14 protein-coding genes are annotated in these 15,468 nt (G+C 75.2%); 11 read left to right on the forward strand and 3 right to left on the reverse strand.

What is annotated here, in order from left to right; genetic code table 11:
• Positions 1-115: 115 nt before the first annotated feature.
• The gene (locus ACI79R_RS21130) at positions 116-823 is read left to right on the forward strand and encodes a hypothetical protein (RefSeq protein ID WP_456575640.1); all 708 of its coding nucleotides are present in this window, start codon (positions 116-118) and stop codon (positions 821-823) included.
• 77 nt (positions 824-900) lie between these two features.
• Complete coding sequence (locus tag ACI79R_RS21135) at positions 901-1,398, forward strand: DUF2505 domain-containing protein (protein ID WP_456575641.1); 498 nt, start codon at positions 901-903, stop codon at positions 1,396-1,398.
• A gap of 226 nt (positions 1,399-1,624) precedes the next feature.
• On the opposite strand, the gene ACI79R_RS21140 is transcribed toward ACI79R_RS21135, so the two are convergent.
• Positions 1,625-2,191, reverse strand: coding sequence for an LppU/SCO3897 family protein (locus ACI79R_RS21140; protein WP_456575642.1), 567 nt, complete (start codon positions 2,189-2,191; stop codon positions 1,625-1,627).
• Positions 2,192-2,456: 265 nt separating this feature from the next.
• Between ACI79R_RS21140 and ACI79R_RS21145 the strand changes: the two genes are divergently transcribed.
• The 6 genes from ACI79R_RS21145 to ACI79R_RS21170 all read left to right on the forward strand — a co-directional run bounded on the left by ACI79R_RS21145 (position 2,457) and on the right by ACI79R_RS21170 (position 7,989).
• Positions 2,457-3,539 carry an ABC transporter substrate-binding protein gene (locus ACI79R_RS21145; protein ID WP_456575643.1) on the forward strand — a complete coding sequence of 361 codons (1,083 nt, stop codon included), beginning with the start codon at positions 2,457-2,459 and terminating at the stop codon, positions 3,537-3,539.
• A gap of 35 nt (positions 3,540-3,574) precedes the next feature.
• Entirely contained in the window at positions 3,575-4,393 is an 819-nt protein-coding gene (locus ACI79R_RS21150; protein WP_456575644.1) for an ABC transporter ATP-binding protein, read from the forward strand.
• A 1-nt stretch (position 4,394) separates the two neighbouring features.
• Positions 4,395-5,198, forward strand: coding sequence for an ABC transporter permease (locus ACI79R_RS21155; RefSeq protein ID WP_456575645.1), 804 nt, complete (start codon positions 4,395-4,397; stop codon positions 5,196-5,198).
• Entirely contained in the window at positions 5,195-6,070 is an 876-nt protein-coding gene (locus tag ACI79R_RS21160) for an ABC transporter permease (RefSeq protein ID WP_456575646.1), read from the forward strand. Before ACI79R_RS21155 ends, ACI79R_RS21160 begins: the two co-directional genes overlap by 4 nt.
• 40 nt (positions 6,071-6,110) lie before the next feature.
• Positions 6,111-7,361: a serine/threonine-protein kinase gene (locus ACI79R_RS21165; RefSeq protein WP_456575647.1), complete on the forward strand. Its 1,251-nt coding sequence runs from the start codon at positions 6,111-6,113 to the stop codon at positions 7,359-7,361.
• Positions 7,362-7,488: 127 nt separating this feature from the next.
• Complete coding sequence (locus ACI79R_RS21170) at positions 7,489-7,989, forward strand: mycothiol transferase (RefSeq protein ID WP_456575648.1); 501 nt, start codon at positions 7,489-7,491, stop codon at positions 7,987-7,989.
• Positions 7,990-8,007: 18 nt separating this feature from the next.
• Here the strand turns inward: ACI79R_RS21170 and ppdK are convergent, their stop codons facing one another.
• Positions 8,008-10,731: a pyruvate, phosphate dikinase gene (ppdK, locus tag ACI79R_RS21175; RefSeq protein WP_456575649.1), complete on the reverse strand. Its 2,724-nt coding sequence runs from the start codon at positions 10,729-10,731 to the stop codon at positions 8,008-8,010.
• Between the two features lie 56 nt (positions 10,732-10,787).
• Positions 10,788-11,909 (reverse strand): enoyl-CoA hydratase/isomerase family protein, encoded by a 1,122-nt coding sequence (locus ACI79R_RS21180; RefSeq protein ID WP_456575650.1) that lies wholly within the window; start codon positions 11,907-11,909, stop codon positions 10,788-10,790.
• 274 nt (positions 11,910-12,183) lie between these two features.
• On the opposite strand from ACI79R_RS21180, the gene ACI79R_RS21185 reads away from it, so the two are divergent.
• The 3 genes from ACI79R_RS21185 (at position 12,184) to ACI79R_RS21195 (ending at position 15,446) form a co-directional block, all read left to right on the forward strand.
• Positions 12,184-13,287: a zinc-binding dehydrogenase gene (locus tag ACI79R_RS21185; protein WP_456575651.1), complete on the forward strand. Its 1,104-nt coding sequence runs from the start codon at positions 12,184-12,186 to the stop codon at positions 13,285-13,287.
• 29 nt (positions 13,288-13,316) lie between these two features.
• On the forward strand, positions 13,317-14,843 hold the full coding sequence (locus tag ACI79R_RS21190) for a CoA-acylating methylmalonate-semialdehyde dehydrogenase (RefSeq protein WP_456575652.1): 1,527 nt from the start codon (positions 13,317-13,319) through the stop codon (positions 14,841-14,843).
• 96 nt (positions 14,844-14,939) lie between these two features.
• Entirely contained in the window at positions 14,940-15,446 is a 507-nt protein-coding gene (locus ACI79R_RS21195; protein WP_456575653.1) for a MarR family winged helix-turn-helix transcriptional regulator, read from the forward strand.
• The last annotated feature ends 22 nt before the right edge of the window (positions 15,447-15,468 follow it).

Here is a 15,468-nt window from a genome sequence, read left to right on the forward strand (position 1 = left end):
AGGGACACCGCTCCCCCGGCAGGTCGGGACAGCCGTCCGATGCCCGGGGGACGCCCCGGCGGCGACGGTCCTCCCGTCCGGCCGACAGGAGCCGGCGACCTCCCGGAGGAACCCCATGGACACCAGCACGCACCTCGGCGCCGGCCTCGTCGCCCCCGACGCGATCGCCGCGCCCGCCACCGCCCCGGCCGGCGGCCCGGCCGTCCCGGCCGTGCACCCGCGGCGCCGGCTGCTGGTCGGCGCCGCGCTCGTCGGCCCGGTCGCCCTCGCCGCCCAGTACGCGCTCTCCTCGGCCGGCCTCCCCCGCGACGAGGCCGGCCCCTGGCTGGCCGGCCTCGCCGCGGCCCCGACCGCCCAGGTCGCCTCGATCGTCGTCTACCTCGTCGGCATGGTCGCCACCCTCGCGATGGCCGCGACCGTGGCCCTGGCCGGCCGCCGCCGGGCGCCGTGGCTGTCGGGCATCGCGGCCGCGCTGCTCGCCGCGGGCTGCGTGGGCGGCGGCGGGTTCGCCGGGATGCGGCTCATCGCCCAGGTGATCGCCGAGCGCGGGGGCGCCGACGCGGCCGACCTGTGGACGTCGGTGCAGCAGGGCCCGCCCTTCCTGGTGCTCGGCCCGCTGGTGCTCATGGCGGTCATCGGCACCCTGGTGACCACCGCCGCGCTGGTCCGTGCCCGCGCCGACGTGACCGTCTGGGCCGCGCCCGCCTACCTGGCCGGTTTCGTCCTCGCCAGCGGCGAGTTCCCGCTGGCGGTCGGCCTCCTCGGCGAGGCCCTGGTGCTCGCCGCGCTGGTGCCGATCGCCCGCGCCGCGCTGCGCGCCTGACCGCACCGCACCCCGGACCTGCACCGCCCGCACCGCGCCATCCGGCACCCGCCTCGTCCTCGGCCGAGGATGGGGCGGTGCCCGTCGACGCCCGCACCGAGCACCCCGCCGACCCGGCCGCGCTGCTCGCCGTCCTCACCGACGAGGCGTTCCTCCGCGAGGTGGCCGCGGCGCTGGGCACGCGGGTGGAGGAGGTGGCGGTGGACGAGGCCGGCGACGAGGTGGTGACCACCGTGCGGATGGTCGCCTCGACGGCCGGCATCCCCGCGGTCTTCGCCCGCTTCGTCGGCGGCGAGGTCGGCGTCGTCGACCGCCGCACCTGGCGGCCGGACGGCGACGGCGGCCGGCACGGGGAGCTCGAGGTCGGCGCCCGCATCTTCGGCCGCACCGCCCGGCTGTCCGGCGTGCGCACGCTGACCGCGGCGGACGGCGGCACGCTGGTCACCACCTCCGCCGACGCGCACGTCGACGCCCCGCTGGTGGGCCGGCAGGCCGAGGCCGCGGTGCGCGAGCTGGCCCAGGTGGTGCTGCGCCGGGAGGAGGAGGTGCTGCGCCGCCGGCTGGCGGGCGGCTGACCGGCCCGGCGGTCAGCCCACGAGCTCCAGGCAGTGGAGGACGCCGGTCGCGTCGGAGTCGGCCGGATCGCCGTACCGGAGCTGGTACTCGGTCTCGGCGCGGAACTCCTGGCGGGGAGCCCCGCGTCCCCCCGGCGTCCGGCGCGGCGTGTCGGTTCCGGAACTCCCCGGACGACGAGGGCCCGCCCGGTGCTGCACCGGGCGGGCCCTCGATCGTCAGGTCAGCTCACACGAGCTCGAGGCAGTAGATCGTGCCGGTGGCGTCGGGGTCGCTGGTGTCGCCGTACCAGAGCTGGTACTCGGTCTGGTCGCGGAACTCCTCGCAGGTGCTGGGGTCGCTGTAGAAGTCCGCCGAGGTCAGCTCCCGGTCGTCGATGCCGATGACCCGGACCTGGGCCTCGGAGTCCTCGCAGTCGACGACGTCGGGCTGGCCGGACGTGCTGTCCAGGCAGTCGCCGACCTCCGGCTTGCCCCCGAAGGCGAAGAACAGCACGCCGACGGCGATCAGCACGACGACGACCGCGACGACGGGGATCAGCCACTTGGCCGTGCCGCTCTTCTGCGGCGCGCCGCCGAACGGCGGCTGGCCGGGACCGCCGGGGCCGCCCTGCTGCGGGAACTGGCCCGGCTGACCCGGCTGCGGCTGGTACTGGCCCTGGGGGAACTGGCCCTGCTGCGGGTACTGCCCCTGGGGGAACTGCCCGGGGGCACCGCCCTGCGGCGGCTGCTCGCCCCACTGGGGGGCGCCACCCCCCGGCTGCTGGTCAGGGCCGTTCGAGCCCGGCGTGGTCATGGGTCCTCCTGGTTCGCTGTGCGGCCCGCTCGGTCGCAGGCCCCGGGGCAGCTTCCCAGGTGCCGTCGCCAGCGGCCGTCCACAGCCCGGCATGTCCCGCGATCGGGGCACCGGGGTCGCCGGGAGGGCTCGTCCATCACGGTTCGGTGTGGTTACCGCAGCGAAACAGGAAGCGGCCGCTCGGCGAAATCTCCGTCGGTGAGGTTGTCCCGGCCGACGCCGGACGGCGTCCGACCCGCTCCCGACCGCCAGTGAGGACCTCTCCATGACGTTCCGTTCCACCGCCGGCGCCCGTCGCCGCACCGCCGCCGCGGTCACCGCCCTGGGCCTCGCGCTCGCCCTCAGCGCCTGTGGCGGCGACGACGCCGACTCGGGAGGTTCCGGCTCCTCGGCCGAGGGTGGTGGCGACTTCGGCGACCTGACCGTGCAGCTGTCCTGGATCAAGAACGCCGAGTTCCTCGGCGAGTACGTCGCCGACAGCGAGGGCTACTACGGCGACGCCGGCTTCGGCGAGGTCAGCCTGGTCTCCGGCCCCTCGACCGGCGTCGCCGAGCTGCTGTCCGGCCAGGCCATGGTGGCGCTGAGCGACGCCGTCTCCGTCGGCACCGCCATCGCCGAGGAGGAGGTGCCGGTGAAGATCATCGGCACCACCTACCAGAAGAACCCGTTCACCATCCTGTCGCTGGCCGACGGCGGGAACATCGCCACCCCGCAGGACATGATCGGCAAGAAGATCGGCGTCCAGGACTCCAACACCAGCCTGTTCCAGGCGCTGCTGGCCGCCAACGGGATCGAGCCCGACCAGGTCACCGTCGTGCCGGTCCAGTACGACCCCTCGGTGCTGGTCAACGGCGAGGTCGACGGGTTCGTCGCCTACCTGACCAACGAGTCGATCACCGTCTCCGAGCAGGGCCAGGCGGTCACCAACCTGCCCTTCGCCGACAACGGCCTGCCCTTCGTCGCCGAGACCTTCACCGTCACCCAGCAGTCGATCGAGGAGGACCGCGAGGCGCTCAAGGCCTTCCTCGTCGCCGAGATCCGCGGCTGGACCGACGTCCTCGCCGACCCGCAGGCGGCCGTCGACCTGTGCCTGTCCGACTACGGCGCCGACCTCGGGCTGGACCCCGCGGTGGAGCTCATCTCGGCGCAGACGGCCAACGAGGAGCTGATCGTCTCCTCCGACACCGAGGCCAACGGGCTGTTCACCATCACCGAGGAGCTCCAGGAGGAGACCATCGCCTCCCTGGCCGGCGCCGGCATCGACATCGCGGCGGAGGACCTGTTCGACCTGTCCCTCCTCGCCGAGGTCTACGAGGAGAACCCCGACCTGCTCGACTACCAGGCCTGACCGGCCCGGCTCACCTCAGGGGAACCGTGATCGACATGACCCCGCGCACCGGTGTCCAGGGCGGCGAGGCCGCCCTGGGCACCGGTGTGCAGATCTCCGGCCTGTCCAAGGTGTTCCGCATGGGCACCCGGCGGGTGACCGCCCTGCAGGACGCCGACCTGCACACCGACCAGGGCAGCTTCCTGTCGCTGCTCGGGCCCTCGGGCTGCGGCAAGTCGACGATCCTGCGGATCCTGGCCGGCCTGGAGGAGCCCACCGCGGGCTCCATCCGGGTCGACGGCAAGAGCCCGCAGGAGCTGCGCAGCGGCCACGAGCTGGGCATCGCCTTCCAGGACTCCGCGCTGCTGCCCTGGCGCAGCGTGCTGTCCAACATCCGGCTGCCGTTCGAGGTGGCCGGCGTCCCCGTCGACCGCGACTACGTGCGCGAGATGGTCGCGCTGGTCGGCCTCGAGGGGTTCGAGAAGGCCAAGCCCGCGCAGCTGTCCGGCGGCATGCGCCAGCGGGTGTCCATCGCCCGCTCGCTCATCCTCAAGCCCTCGGTCCTGCTGCTCGACGAGCCCTTCGGGGCGCTGGACGACATGACCCGGCAGAAGCTGAACCTGGAGCTGCTGCGGATCTGGACCGAGAAGCCGGCCACCACGCTGATGGTCACGCACGGCATCACCGAGGCGATCTTCCTGTCCGACCAGGTGGCGGTCATGAGCCCGCGGCCCGGCCGGGTCAAGGAGGTCATCGACGTCGACCTCCCCCGCCCGCGCACCCCCGAGATGCAGCGGACGCCGGAGTTCCACGCCTACGTCGACCACGCCTCGGAGCTGCTGTTCGGGGCCGGCGGCGCCGCGGCGGACGACTGACGTGACCCGCCTGCGTCTGCCGTCCTGGGCGGTCGGCATCGTCGGCACGGTCGCCGTCGTCGCGGTGTGGTGGCTGCTGGCCGCCACCGTCTTCTCCGGCGTCGGCGCCGGCGAGCGCCAGGCCATCCCGACCCCGCCGCAGGTGGTGCAGCAGTGGGGTACCGACGGCTGGGGCCTGTACCTGGACAACTTCGGCGTGACCATCCTCGAGGGCGCCCAGGGCTTCCTCTGGGGCAACGCGATCGCCCTGGTGCTCTCGGCCGTCGTCCTCGTGCTGCCGCGCACCGAGGGGCTGGTCACCCAGCTGGCCACCATCACCTACTGCGTGCCGATCGTCGCGATCGGCCCGATCGTGCTGCTGGTCGCGGGTGCGCCGGAGCCCGGCGAGCCCTCCGGGACGGCGGTCTTCCTCGCCGCGCTCAGCTGCTTCTTCACCACCGTGGTGGGCACCCTGCTGGGGCTGCGCGCGGCCGACCGGGCGGCGCTGGACGTCGTCGCCGTCTACGGCGGCAACGCCCTCACCCAGCTGCGCAAGGTGCGGCTGGTGGCCGCGCTGCCGAGCATCCTCAACGCCCTGCAGATCGCCGTTCCCGCCGCGTTCCTGGGCGCGATCCTCGGCGAGTACCTGGGCAAGGTCGACTCCGGCATCGGCCCGGCGATGATCAACGCCCAGCAGGGGCTGCACGCCGCGCGGGTGTGGGGCATCGCGCTGGCCTGCGCGGCGGTGGCGATCGTCGGATTCGCGTTCTTCGGGCTCATCGCCCGCGTCGTCGCGCCCTGGTCGCGCGGGAGGAGCAGCTCGTGACCGCCACCCTGACCCGCCCGCCGGCCGATCCCGGTGCGGCCGAGCGGCGCCGGGAGATCCGGCGGGAGACCTCGCGCACCGTGCTGCGCGGCGTCGGCCGGACGCTGCTGACCTTCGTGCTCACCGTCGTCGTGGTCGTCGGCCTGTGGGTCGCCGTCCTGGAGTTCTTCGACGTCCCCGAGTACGTCGCCAAGGGCCCGCTGGACGTGTGGGAGTACCTGGTCACCGACGAGGACGCCGGGGAGCACCGCACGATCGTCTTCGACTCGCTGTGGATCAGCCTCTACGACGCGTTCATCGGCTTCGTCGCGGGCCTGGTCGTGGCGCTGCTCGGCGCGACGGCGTTCCGGCTGTCCCGCGGCGTGGAGCACGCGCTCATGCCCATCGCCATGCTGCTGCGCTCGGTGCCGCTGATCGCGCTGGCGCCGCTGATCATCCTGGTCTTCGGCCGGGACGTCGCCACCGTCGCGGTGGTCGCCGGCATCGTGGTGCTCTTCCCGGCGCTGGTGAACATCGTGTTCGGGCTGCGGTCGGCCTCCCCCGAGATGCTCGACGTGGTGTCGGTCTACGGCGGCGGGCCGGTCACCGCGCTGCGCAAGGTCGCCCTCCCGGCGTCGCTCCCGGCGTTCTTCGCCGCCGTCCGCATCTCGGTGCCGGGCGCGCTCACCGGCGCGCTGCTGGCCGAGTGGCTGGCCACCGGCGAGGGCATGGGCTCCACGATCCTCAAGGCCAGCGGCCAGGCGAAGTTCCCGCTGGTGTGGTCGGCGGTCGTGGTCGTCACCCTCGCCTCGCTGGTGCTCTACAACCTGGTGCAGGTGCTGGAGACCGTCGTCCTCGGACGGATGGGGATGACCCAGCAGCGCGGCACCTGACCACCGAGCCGGGACCGGCTCCCGGGCGTACTGTCCGCCCATGTCCGCCGACGCAGGGGCCGACGGGCGGCTGCTCGGGAGCCGGTACGTCCTCGCGGAGGTCATCGGCCGCGGCGGCATGGGCGTGGTCTGGCGGGCCACCGACCGGATGCTCGACCGCCCGGTCGCGGTCAAGGAGATCGTCTGGCCCCCGCACGTCACCGCGCACGAGCGGGAGGTGCTGCGCGAGCGCACGCTGCGCGAGGCCCGGGCCGCCGCCAGCCTCGACGACCCGCACGTGACCACCGTCTTCGACGTCGTCGAGGAGGACGGCCGGCCCTGGCTGGTCATGGAGCACGTGCCCTCCCGCAGCCTCCAGCAGCTGGTGGAGGAGCACGGCCCGCTGCCGTGGCCGGCCGTGGCGCGGATCGGGCTGGACGTGCTGGCCGGGCTGAGCGCCGCGCACGCGGCCGGGATCGTGCACCGCGACGTCAAGCCCGGCAACGTGCTGGTGGCCTCCGACGGCCGGGCGTACCTCACCGACTTCGGCATCGCCACGACCACCGGCGACTCGTCGCTGACCACTGCCGGCACGCTGATCGGCTCGCCGTCGTACATGTCACCCGAGCTGGCCCAGGGCGCCGCGCCCGCTCCGCCGACCGACCTGTGGTCCCTCGGCGTCACGCTCTACACCGCGGTGGAGGGCCGGCCGGCGTTCTCCCGGGGCGACCCGGTGCCCACGCTCATGGCCGTGGTCTCCGAGCACCCGCCGCCGGCCGTGCTCGCCGGGCCGCTGGAACCGGTGCTGCGCGGCCTGCTCACCAAGGACCCGGCGCAGCGGCTGACCGCGGCCCAGGTGCGCGAGCAGCTGACGGCGCTGCTGCCGCCGGACGCCGCCGCTCCTGCCTGGACGCCACCGGCCACCGGCATGCCCCCTTCCCCGGCGCCCCCGCACGCCGGCGAGGCCGCCCGGGGCGGGCAGGTGGTGCGGCTCGACGCCGACGACCTCAAAACGCTGGCCAAGGCGTCGGCTGCCGTCCTGGGATCGGTCGCCCGGGACGCCCGCGACCAGGCGCGGTACCTCGCCGGCCGGCGACGGGAGCGCAAGCAGGAGGCGGCCTCCCGGCCGGCCGCTCCCCCGCCGGCCGCATCCCGCCCGACCACCGCCCGCCGGGACGCACGCCGCGCCGCGGCCCCCCGCCGGCGACGCCGGTTCCGGCGCCGCTGGGTCGTGGTGCCCGTGGTACTCGTCGTCCTCCTGCTCGCGGCGGCCGTCGGCGGCCTGCTGGCGCTGCTGGGCCTGCTGTTCTGAGGCAGGCTCGGCTCATGACCTCTCCCGAGCCCGACCAGCCCCAGCCGCGCGACATCGCCCTGGAGATGGAGACCCCCGAGCAGGCCGCCGAGCTCGAGGCGCAGAGCGAGCCCGAGGAGGACTGACCGTGCGCAGCCGCGACCTCCTCGCCTACGCCTACTCGCAGATCGACGAGACGCTCCGGTCGTCGCTGCGCGGGCTGACCGCCGAGCAGCTGGCCGCCCGCGTGGGCCCCGACGCCAACCCGATCGCCTGGCTGGCCTGGCACCTGCTCCGGGTGCAGGACGACCACCTCGCCGAGGTGGCCGGCCGGGAGCAGGTGTGGACGGCGCAGGGCTTCGCGCAGCGGTTCGCCCTGCCCGTCGACGACGACGCCACCGGCTACGGCTTCTCCTCCGAGGAGGTCGCCGCGGTGCGCGTGGACTCCCCCGACCTGCTGGTCGAGTACTCCGCGGCGGTGCACCGGCAGTCGGCGGAGTTCCTCGCCGGGCTCTCCGACGACGACCTCGACCGGGTGGTCGACGAGCGGTGGGACCCGCCGGTCACCCTGGGCGTCCGGCTGGTCAGCGTCATCGGCGACGACTTCGCCCACCTCGGCCAGATCGGGTACGTCCGCGGCCTGCTCTGAGCCGCGGACGTCCCCGGGTCAGGAGACCGCCGCCCGGCCGGCCTCCAGCCGCGCCACCGGCACCCGGAACGGCGAGCAGGACACGTAGTCCAGCCCCACCTCGTGGAAGAACGCGATGCTGGCCGGGTCCCCGCCGTGCTCGCCGCACACGCCCAGGTGCAGGTCCGGGCGGACGGCGCGGCCCTCGGCCGCCGCCGTCCGCACCAGCCGGCCGACGCCCCGGCGGTCGAGCGTCTCGAACGGGCTGACCGCGAAGACCCCGCGCTCCAGGTACTCGGGGAAGAAGGAGGCCTCGACGTCGTCGCGGCTGAACCCCCACGCGGTCTGCGTGAGGTCGTTGGTGCCGAAGGAGAAGAAGTCCGCGGCGCCGGCGATCTCGTCGGCGGTGAGCGCGGCGCGGGGCAGCTCGACCATCGTGCCGATCGGCACCCCGGCGTCGTCCCCCTGGACCTCGGCGACCACGCGGCGGATCTGCTCGGCGGCCGCCTCGAGCTCCTGCACGGTGGCCACCAGCGGCACCATGATCTCCGGCCGCGGATCCCGGCCGCGCTCCCGCAGCGACCGCGCGGCCTCGACCACCGCCCGCGCCTGCATGGCGAACAGGCCGGGCACGACCAGGCCGAGCCGCACGCCGCGCAGGCCGAGCATCGGGTTCTGCTCGTGCAGCCGCTCGACGGCGGCGAGCAGCCGCACGTCGTCGGCGACCGGCCGCCCGCGCTCGGCGGCCAGCGCGACCCGGACGGCGAGCTCAGTGCGGTCGGGCAGGAACTCGTGCAGCGGCGGGTCGAGCAACCGGATGGTGACCGGCAGGCCGTCCATCGCCTCGAGGATCCCCTCGAAGTCGGCCCGCTGGAGCGGCAGCAGCGCCGCCAGGGCCGCATCGCGCTCGGCGTCGTCGACGGCGAGCACCAGGCGCTCGACCAGCGCCCGGCGCTCCCCCAGGAACATGTGCTCGGTCCGGCAGAGCCCGATCCCCTCGGCGCCGAGGGCCCGGGCCCGCACCGCGTCCTCCGGGCTGTCGGCGTTGGCCCGGACGCCGAGGCGGCGCCGGGCGTCGGCGTGGCCGACCAGCCGGTCGACCGCGGCCACCAGCGGATCGCCCGCGTCGTCCGGTGCCTCGCCGGTGAGGTGGCGCGCCACCGGGCTCGGCACCACCGGCACGGCGCCGGCGTACACGCAGCCGGTCGTGCCGTCGATCGAGACGACGTCGCCCTCGCGGAGCAGCCGGCCGTCGGCGGTGCGCACCGTGCGCGCGGCCGTGTCGACGGTCAGGCTCTCCACCCCGCAGACGCAGGTGCGGCCCATGCCGCGCGCCACCACCGCGGCGTGGCTGGTCTTGCCGCCGCGGCTGGTCAGCACCCCGCGGGCGGCGAGCATCCCGGCCAGGTCGTCGGGCGTCGTCTCCCGGCGCACCAGGACGACGTCCTCGCCGCGGGCCGCGCGCTCGACCGCGGTCGCGCTGTCGAAGACCAGGGCGCCCACCGCCGCTCCGGGGCTGGCGCCCATCCCCCGCGCCAGCAGCGGCGCGGCGGAGACGTCGCCGAAGCGCGGGAACAGCAGCTGGGCCAGCTGGGCACCGCTGACCCGGCGCAGCGCCTCGTCCTCGTCGATCACGCCCTCGTCGGCCAGCTGGACGGCGATGCGGAAGGCCGCCGCGGCGGTCCGCTTGCCCACCCGGGTCTGCAGCAGCCACAGCTTCCCGGCCTCGATGGTGAACTCGATGTCGCAGAGGTCGGCGTAGTGCCGCTCGAGGGTGGCCACGGCCGCCATCAGCTCTGCGTGCGCGGCGGGGTCGAGCTCGGCGAGCGCGGCCAGCGGCAGGGTGTTGCGGATGCCGGCCACGACGTCCTCGCCCTGCGCGTCGGGCAGGTAGTCGCCGTACACGCCGGGCTCGCCGGTGGCCGGATCGCGGGTGAAGGCCACCCCCGTGCCGCAGTCCGGGCCCCGGTTGCCGAACACCATCGCGCAGACGGTGACCGCGGTGCCGAGGTCGGCGGGGATGCGTTCCTGGCGTCGGTAGACGCGGGCCCGCTCGGTGTTCCACGACTCGAACACCGCGCGGGTGGCCAGCTCCAGCTGGCGGTGCGGGTCCTGCGGGAAGTCCTCGCCGGTGTGCGCGCGGACGAGGTCGCGGTAGCGGGACACGAGGGTGCGCAGCCCGGCGGCGTCCAGCTCCACCTCCGAGGCCGCGCCGCGCGCCCGCAGCGTCTCCTCCAGCTCCCCGGCGAAGGCCTCGCCCGGCAGCCCGAGCACCGTGGTGCCGAACATCTGCAGCAGCCGCCGGTAGGAGTCCCAGGCGAACCGCTCGTCGCCGGAGCGGCGCGCCAGCCCCTCGACGCTCGCGTCGTTGAGCCCCACGTTGAGGACGGTCTCCATCATCCCCGGCATCGAGTGCCGGGCCCCGGACCGGACGCTCACCAGCAGCGGGTCCTCCGGATCGCCCAGCCGCTTGCCCAGGGCCGCCTCCAGCCGGGCGAGGTGGACGGCGACCTCCCCGGCCAGCCCCTCCGGCAGCAGCCCGGTGCGCAGGTACTCCGTGCACGCCTCGGTGGTGATCACGAACCCCGGCGGCACGGGCAGCCCGAGCGCCGTCATCTCGGCCAGGTTGGCGCCCTTGCCGCCGAGCAGGTCGGCCATGTCCCGGTTGCCCTCGGCGAAGTCGTAGACCCGCTTCGCCGGTGGGGCCGGCGCCGCGGCGAGCGCGGCGAGGCCGGTGACGGGCGGGTCCGCGAGATCGGTCATGACGGTCTCCTCCGGGTGGGACGGACGCGGCCCGGCGGGTGCCCGGCCGGTTCGGGTCAGACGGCGGGGGCTCGGTCGAGGGTGTTGAGGACGGCGGCCAGCACGTCGGCCGACCGGTCGGTCAGGGACACCGCCGGGTCCCAGCGGGGCGAGCGGTCGCGGTCGACCAGCGCGGCCCGCACGCCCTCGGCGAAGTCCGGGGTGCCGGTGACGGCCAGGGCCACCTGCAGCTCGCGGTCCAGGCTGGCGGCCAGCGACGGCTGCGGCGCGCGCAGCAGCGCCCAGGTGACGTGCAGGCTGGCCGGCGAGGCCCGGTGCAGGGCGGCCAGGGTCTCGGCCGACCAGTCGTCGGAGCGCGCGGCCAGCCGGTCGAGGACCGCGGCGAGGTCGGGCGCGGACCAGACGGCGTCGACGGCCTCCCGGGCGTCGGCCAGCCGGCTGACCGCCCGCCAGACCGGGTCGTCCCCGGGCGGCCGCACCCGCCGCCCGCCCGGCCAGACGGCCAGGGCGTCGAGGACGTCGGCCACCTCGCGCGCCGGGTCGGCCAGGCCGGTCCGGAGGTCGGGCAGCCGCTCGGCGGGGACCAGGTGGGTGATCAGCCCGCAGTAGAGGGCGTCCTCGGCGGTCAGCCGGGCGCCGGTGAGCCCGAGGTGGACGCCGAGGTGCCCCGGCAGCCGGGGCAGGAACCAGGTCGCGCCGATGTCGGGGAAGAAGCCGATGCCGGTCTCGGGCATCGCGAGCACCGCGGTGCCGGTGGCGACGCGGTGGCTCCCGTGGACCGAGACGCCCAGCCCGCCCCCCATGCAGGCGCCCTGGACGAGGCTGACGTGGGGCAGCGGGTACTCCGCGATCCGCCGGTCGAGCCGGTACTCGGTGCCGAAGAACTCGCGGTTGCCCGCGGTGTCGCCGGCCAGGGCCCGTTCGCGAACCGCGCGGATGTCGCCGCCGGCGCAGAACGCCCGCGCCGAGGAGCTCTCCAGCACCACCCGCCGCATCCCGGACTCGCCGGCCCAGCCGGCCAGCGCGGCGTCCAGCGCCTGCACCATGGCGGTGTCCAGGGCGTTGAGCGCCTCCGGGCGGTCGAGGACGAGGTGCCCCACGCCCTCGCGCGCACCGCTCCGGACGGAGCCCGTGACCGGGGTGGGCGCGGTGGGCGGCAACGGGTCGTCGAGGGACACGCACGGGCCTTTCGGAGGCGGCGAGGAGAGGCCGTCGCCGGAGGACACCGGTGACGGGGACGCGGCGGCAGCGGGGCGGGGCCCGGCTGCGCGTGGCGGCCATCGTGGGGCGTAAGCAGAGTCGGCGTCAAGAAACTTCGCGGAACTCCTTCCCCTCGGGGGGAGGGCGTCCTACTGTTCGGACGTCCGACTGTCGGAGATGCAAGGGTCACCGCGTCCGCGCGGTCCGGACCTGCACACGGACGGCGCCCCAGCGGCGCCGGAGGAGGCCTGGATGAGAGCCGCGGTGTTCACCGGGGACGCGCCCGTCCTGCGGGTCGAGGAGGTGCCGCGCCCGACGCCGCGCCGCGGCGAGGTGCTGCTCGAGGTGGCCGCCTGCGGGGTCTGCCACACCGACCTGCACGTGATGAAGGGCGAGGTCGCCTTCCCCTCGCCGTGCGTCCTGGGCCACGAGGTCTCCGGCGTGGTCGCCGAGTTCGGTCCGGACGTCACGACCGTCGCCGTCGGCGACCGCGTGGTCTGCAGCTTCATCATGCCGTGCGGCACCTGCCGGCACTGCGTGCGCGGCCACGAGGACATCTGCGAGACGTTCTTCGGCTTCAACCGGCTCCGCGGCACCCTGTACGACGGCGAGACCCGACTGTCGCGGGCCGACGGCGAGCCGCTGTGGATGTACTCGATGGGCGGCCTGGCCGAGTACTGCGTCGTCCCGGCCACCGACGTCTTCCGCGTCCCCGACGGCATGGACCTGCACGACGCCGCCGTCCTGGGCTGCAGCGCCTTCACCGCCTACGGGGCCGTGCACAACGTCGCGCAGCTGCGCATGGGCGAGACCGTCGCGGTGGTCGCCACCGGCGGCGTCGGCTCGGGCGTGGTGCAGCTGGCCCGCGCCGCCGGCGCCGGCATGGTGGTGGCGATCGACCTGTCGGCGGACAAGCTCGAGGCGGCCAAGGCCCTCGGCGCCACGCACACCGTCGACGCCTCGCAGGTCGACCCGGTCGAGGCGGTCCGCGAGCTGACCGGCGGCCGGGGCGTCGACGTCTCCTTCGAGGCGCTCGGCCACCCCAGCACCTTCAGCACCGCCCTCGGCGTCCTGGACGACGGCGGCCGCGCCGTCCTGGTCGGCATCGCCCCCGTGGGCGCCCTCGGCAGCGTCGACATCACCCGGATCGTGCGGCGCAAGCTGCAGGTCCTCGGCTCCTACGGCGCCCGCGCCCGCTCGGACATGCCGCGGCTGCTGGCCCTGGCCGAGCAGGGCGTCATCCAGCCCGCCCAGCTGATCACCCGGCGCGTCGGGCTCGACGGCGCCGACGACGCCTACCAGGCGCTCGCCCGCGGCGAGGTCGTCGGCCGGGCCGTCGTCGACTTCCGGCTCTGACCGCTCCCACCCCTGATCGGAAGGACACCATGACCACGACCACCGGGACCCTGCTCGACGAGGCCCTGCACTGGGTCGGCGGCACGACCTGGGCGGGCACCAGCGGCGAGTACGCCGACCTGTACGACCCGGCCACCGGCGCGGTCAGCGGCCGGGTCGCGCTCGCCTCGGCCGCCGACGTCGACACCGCCGTGCGCGCCGCCGCGGAGGCCGGCCGGGCCTGGGCCGCCACCTCGCTGGCCAAGCGCTCCTCGGTGCTGTTCGCCTTCCGCGAGCTGGTGGTCCGCCACCGCGACGACCTGGCGCGCATCATCACCGCCCAGCACGGCAAGGTGCTCTCCGACGCCGCCGGCGAGATCGCCCGCGGCCTCGAGGTCGTCGACTTCGCCTGCGGCCTGCCGCACCTGCTCAAGGGCGGGTTCAGCGCGGGGGCCTCGACGGGCATCGACGTCCACACGATCCGCCAGCCGCTGGGCGTGGTCGCCGGCATCACGCCGTTCAACTTCCCGGTGATGGTCCCGATGTGGATGCACCCGGTGGCCATCGCCTGCGGCAACGCCTTCGTGCTCAAGCCCAGCGAGCGGGACCCCTCGGCCTCCACCCTGGTCGCCGAGCTGTGGGCCGAGGCCGGCCTGCCCGACGGCGTCTTCTCGGTGGTCAACGGCGACCGCCGCGCGGTGGAGGCGCTGCTCGCGCACCCCGACGTCGCCGCCGTCTCCTTCGTCGGCTCGACCCCGATCGCCTCGTCGGTGTCCCGCGGCGCGACCGAGCACGGCAAGCGGGTGCAGGCCCTCGGCGGCGCCAAGAACCACATGGTGGTGCTGCCCGACGCCGACATCGACGCGGCCGCCGACGCCGCGGTCTCCGCCGGGTACGGCTCGGCCGGCGAGCGCTGCATGGCCGTCTCGGTGCTGGTCGCGGTCGGCGACTCCGCCGACGCCCTGGTCGAGGCGGTGCGCACCCGCACCCTCGAGCTGCGCGTCGGGCCGGGCACGGCGCCGGACTCCGACATGGGGCCGCTGATCACCCAGGCCCACCGCGACCGGGTGGCCCGCCTCGTGCAGTCCGGCCTGGACGAGGGCGCCACCGCCGTCGTCGACGGCCGCAGCGTGCAGGTGCCGGGCCACGAGGACGGGTTCTGGCTGGGCCCGACGCTGCTGGACCACGTGCAGCCGGACATGGAGGTCTACCGCGAGGAGGTCTTCGGCCCGGTGCTGCAGGTGGTGCGGGTGGACACCTACCAGGAGGCGCTGGACCTGGTGAACGCCAACCCCTACGGCAACGGCACGGCGATCTTCACCAACGACGGCTGGGCGGCCCGGCAGTACCAGGAGCAGGTCGAGGTCGGCATGGTCGGCGTCAACGTGGCCATCCCGGTGCCGGTGGCCTACCACTCCTTCGGCGGCTGGAAGCAGAGCCTGTTCGGCGACCTGCACGTCTACGGCACCGAGGGCGTCACCTTCTACACCCGGGCCAAGGCCGTGACGACCCGGTGGCTGGCGCCCGACCAGCGGGGCGGCTCCGGCGTGGAGCTGGGCTTCCCCACCAACCGCTGAGGCCCGGGGCGCCGGCGGTCCCTCCTCCCGCCGGCGCCCCGGCGTCCTCGTCCCCCGCGGGTAGCGTGACCGCCCGGCATCGACGAGGAGAGCCGGATGACCGAGAACGAGCCGCTGCCCTTCGACCCCATCGAGGAGGCGCGGCGGCACTGGATCGAGCACGGGTGGGCCGAGGCCGCCGACGGCATGGCCGCGGTCACCTCGGTCATGCGCGCGCAGCAGATCATGCAGGCGCGCATCGACGAGGTGCTGCGCCCGCTGGACCTGAGCTTCGCCCGCTACGAGCTCCTGATGCTGCTGACCTTCAGCCGCGGCGGCGCGCTGCCGCTGAGCACCGTCGGCACCCGGCTGCAGGTGCACCGGACCAGCGTGACCAACGCCGTGGACCGGCTCGAGGCCCAGGGCCACGTCGTCCGGCGGCCGCACCCCACCGACCGGCGGACGACGCTGGCCGAGCTCACCGACTCGGGCCGGGCCGTCGCCCTCGAGGCCACCCAGCTGCTCAACGCCGAGGTGTTCTGCCGCGTCGGGCTGCCGCAGCGCATGGTGGGCACGCTGGTGAACGTGCTGCGCGCGCTGCGCCACCGTGCCGGCGACTTCTGAGCCGGCGACTTCTGAGCCGGCA

The sequence above is a fragment of the Blastococcus sp. SYSU D00820 genome (assembly GCF_054050695.1).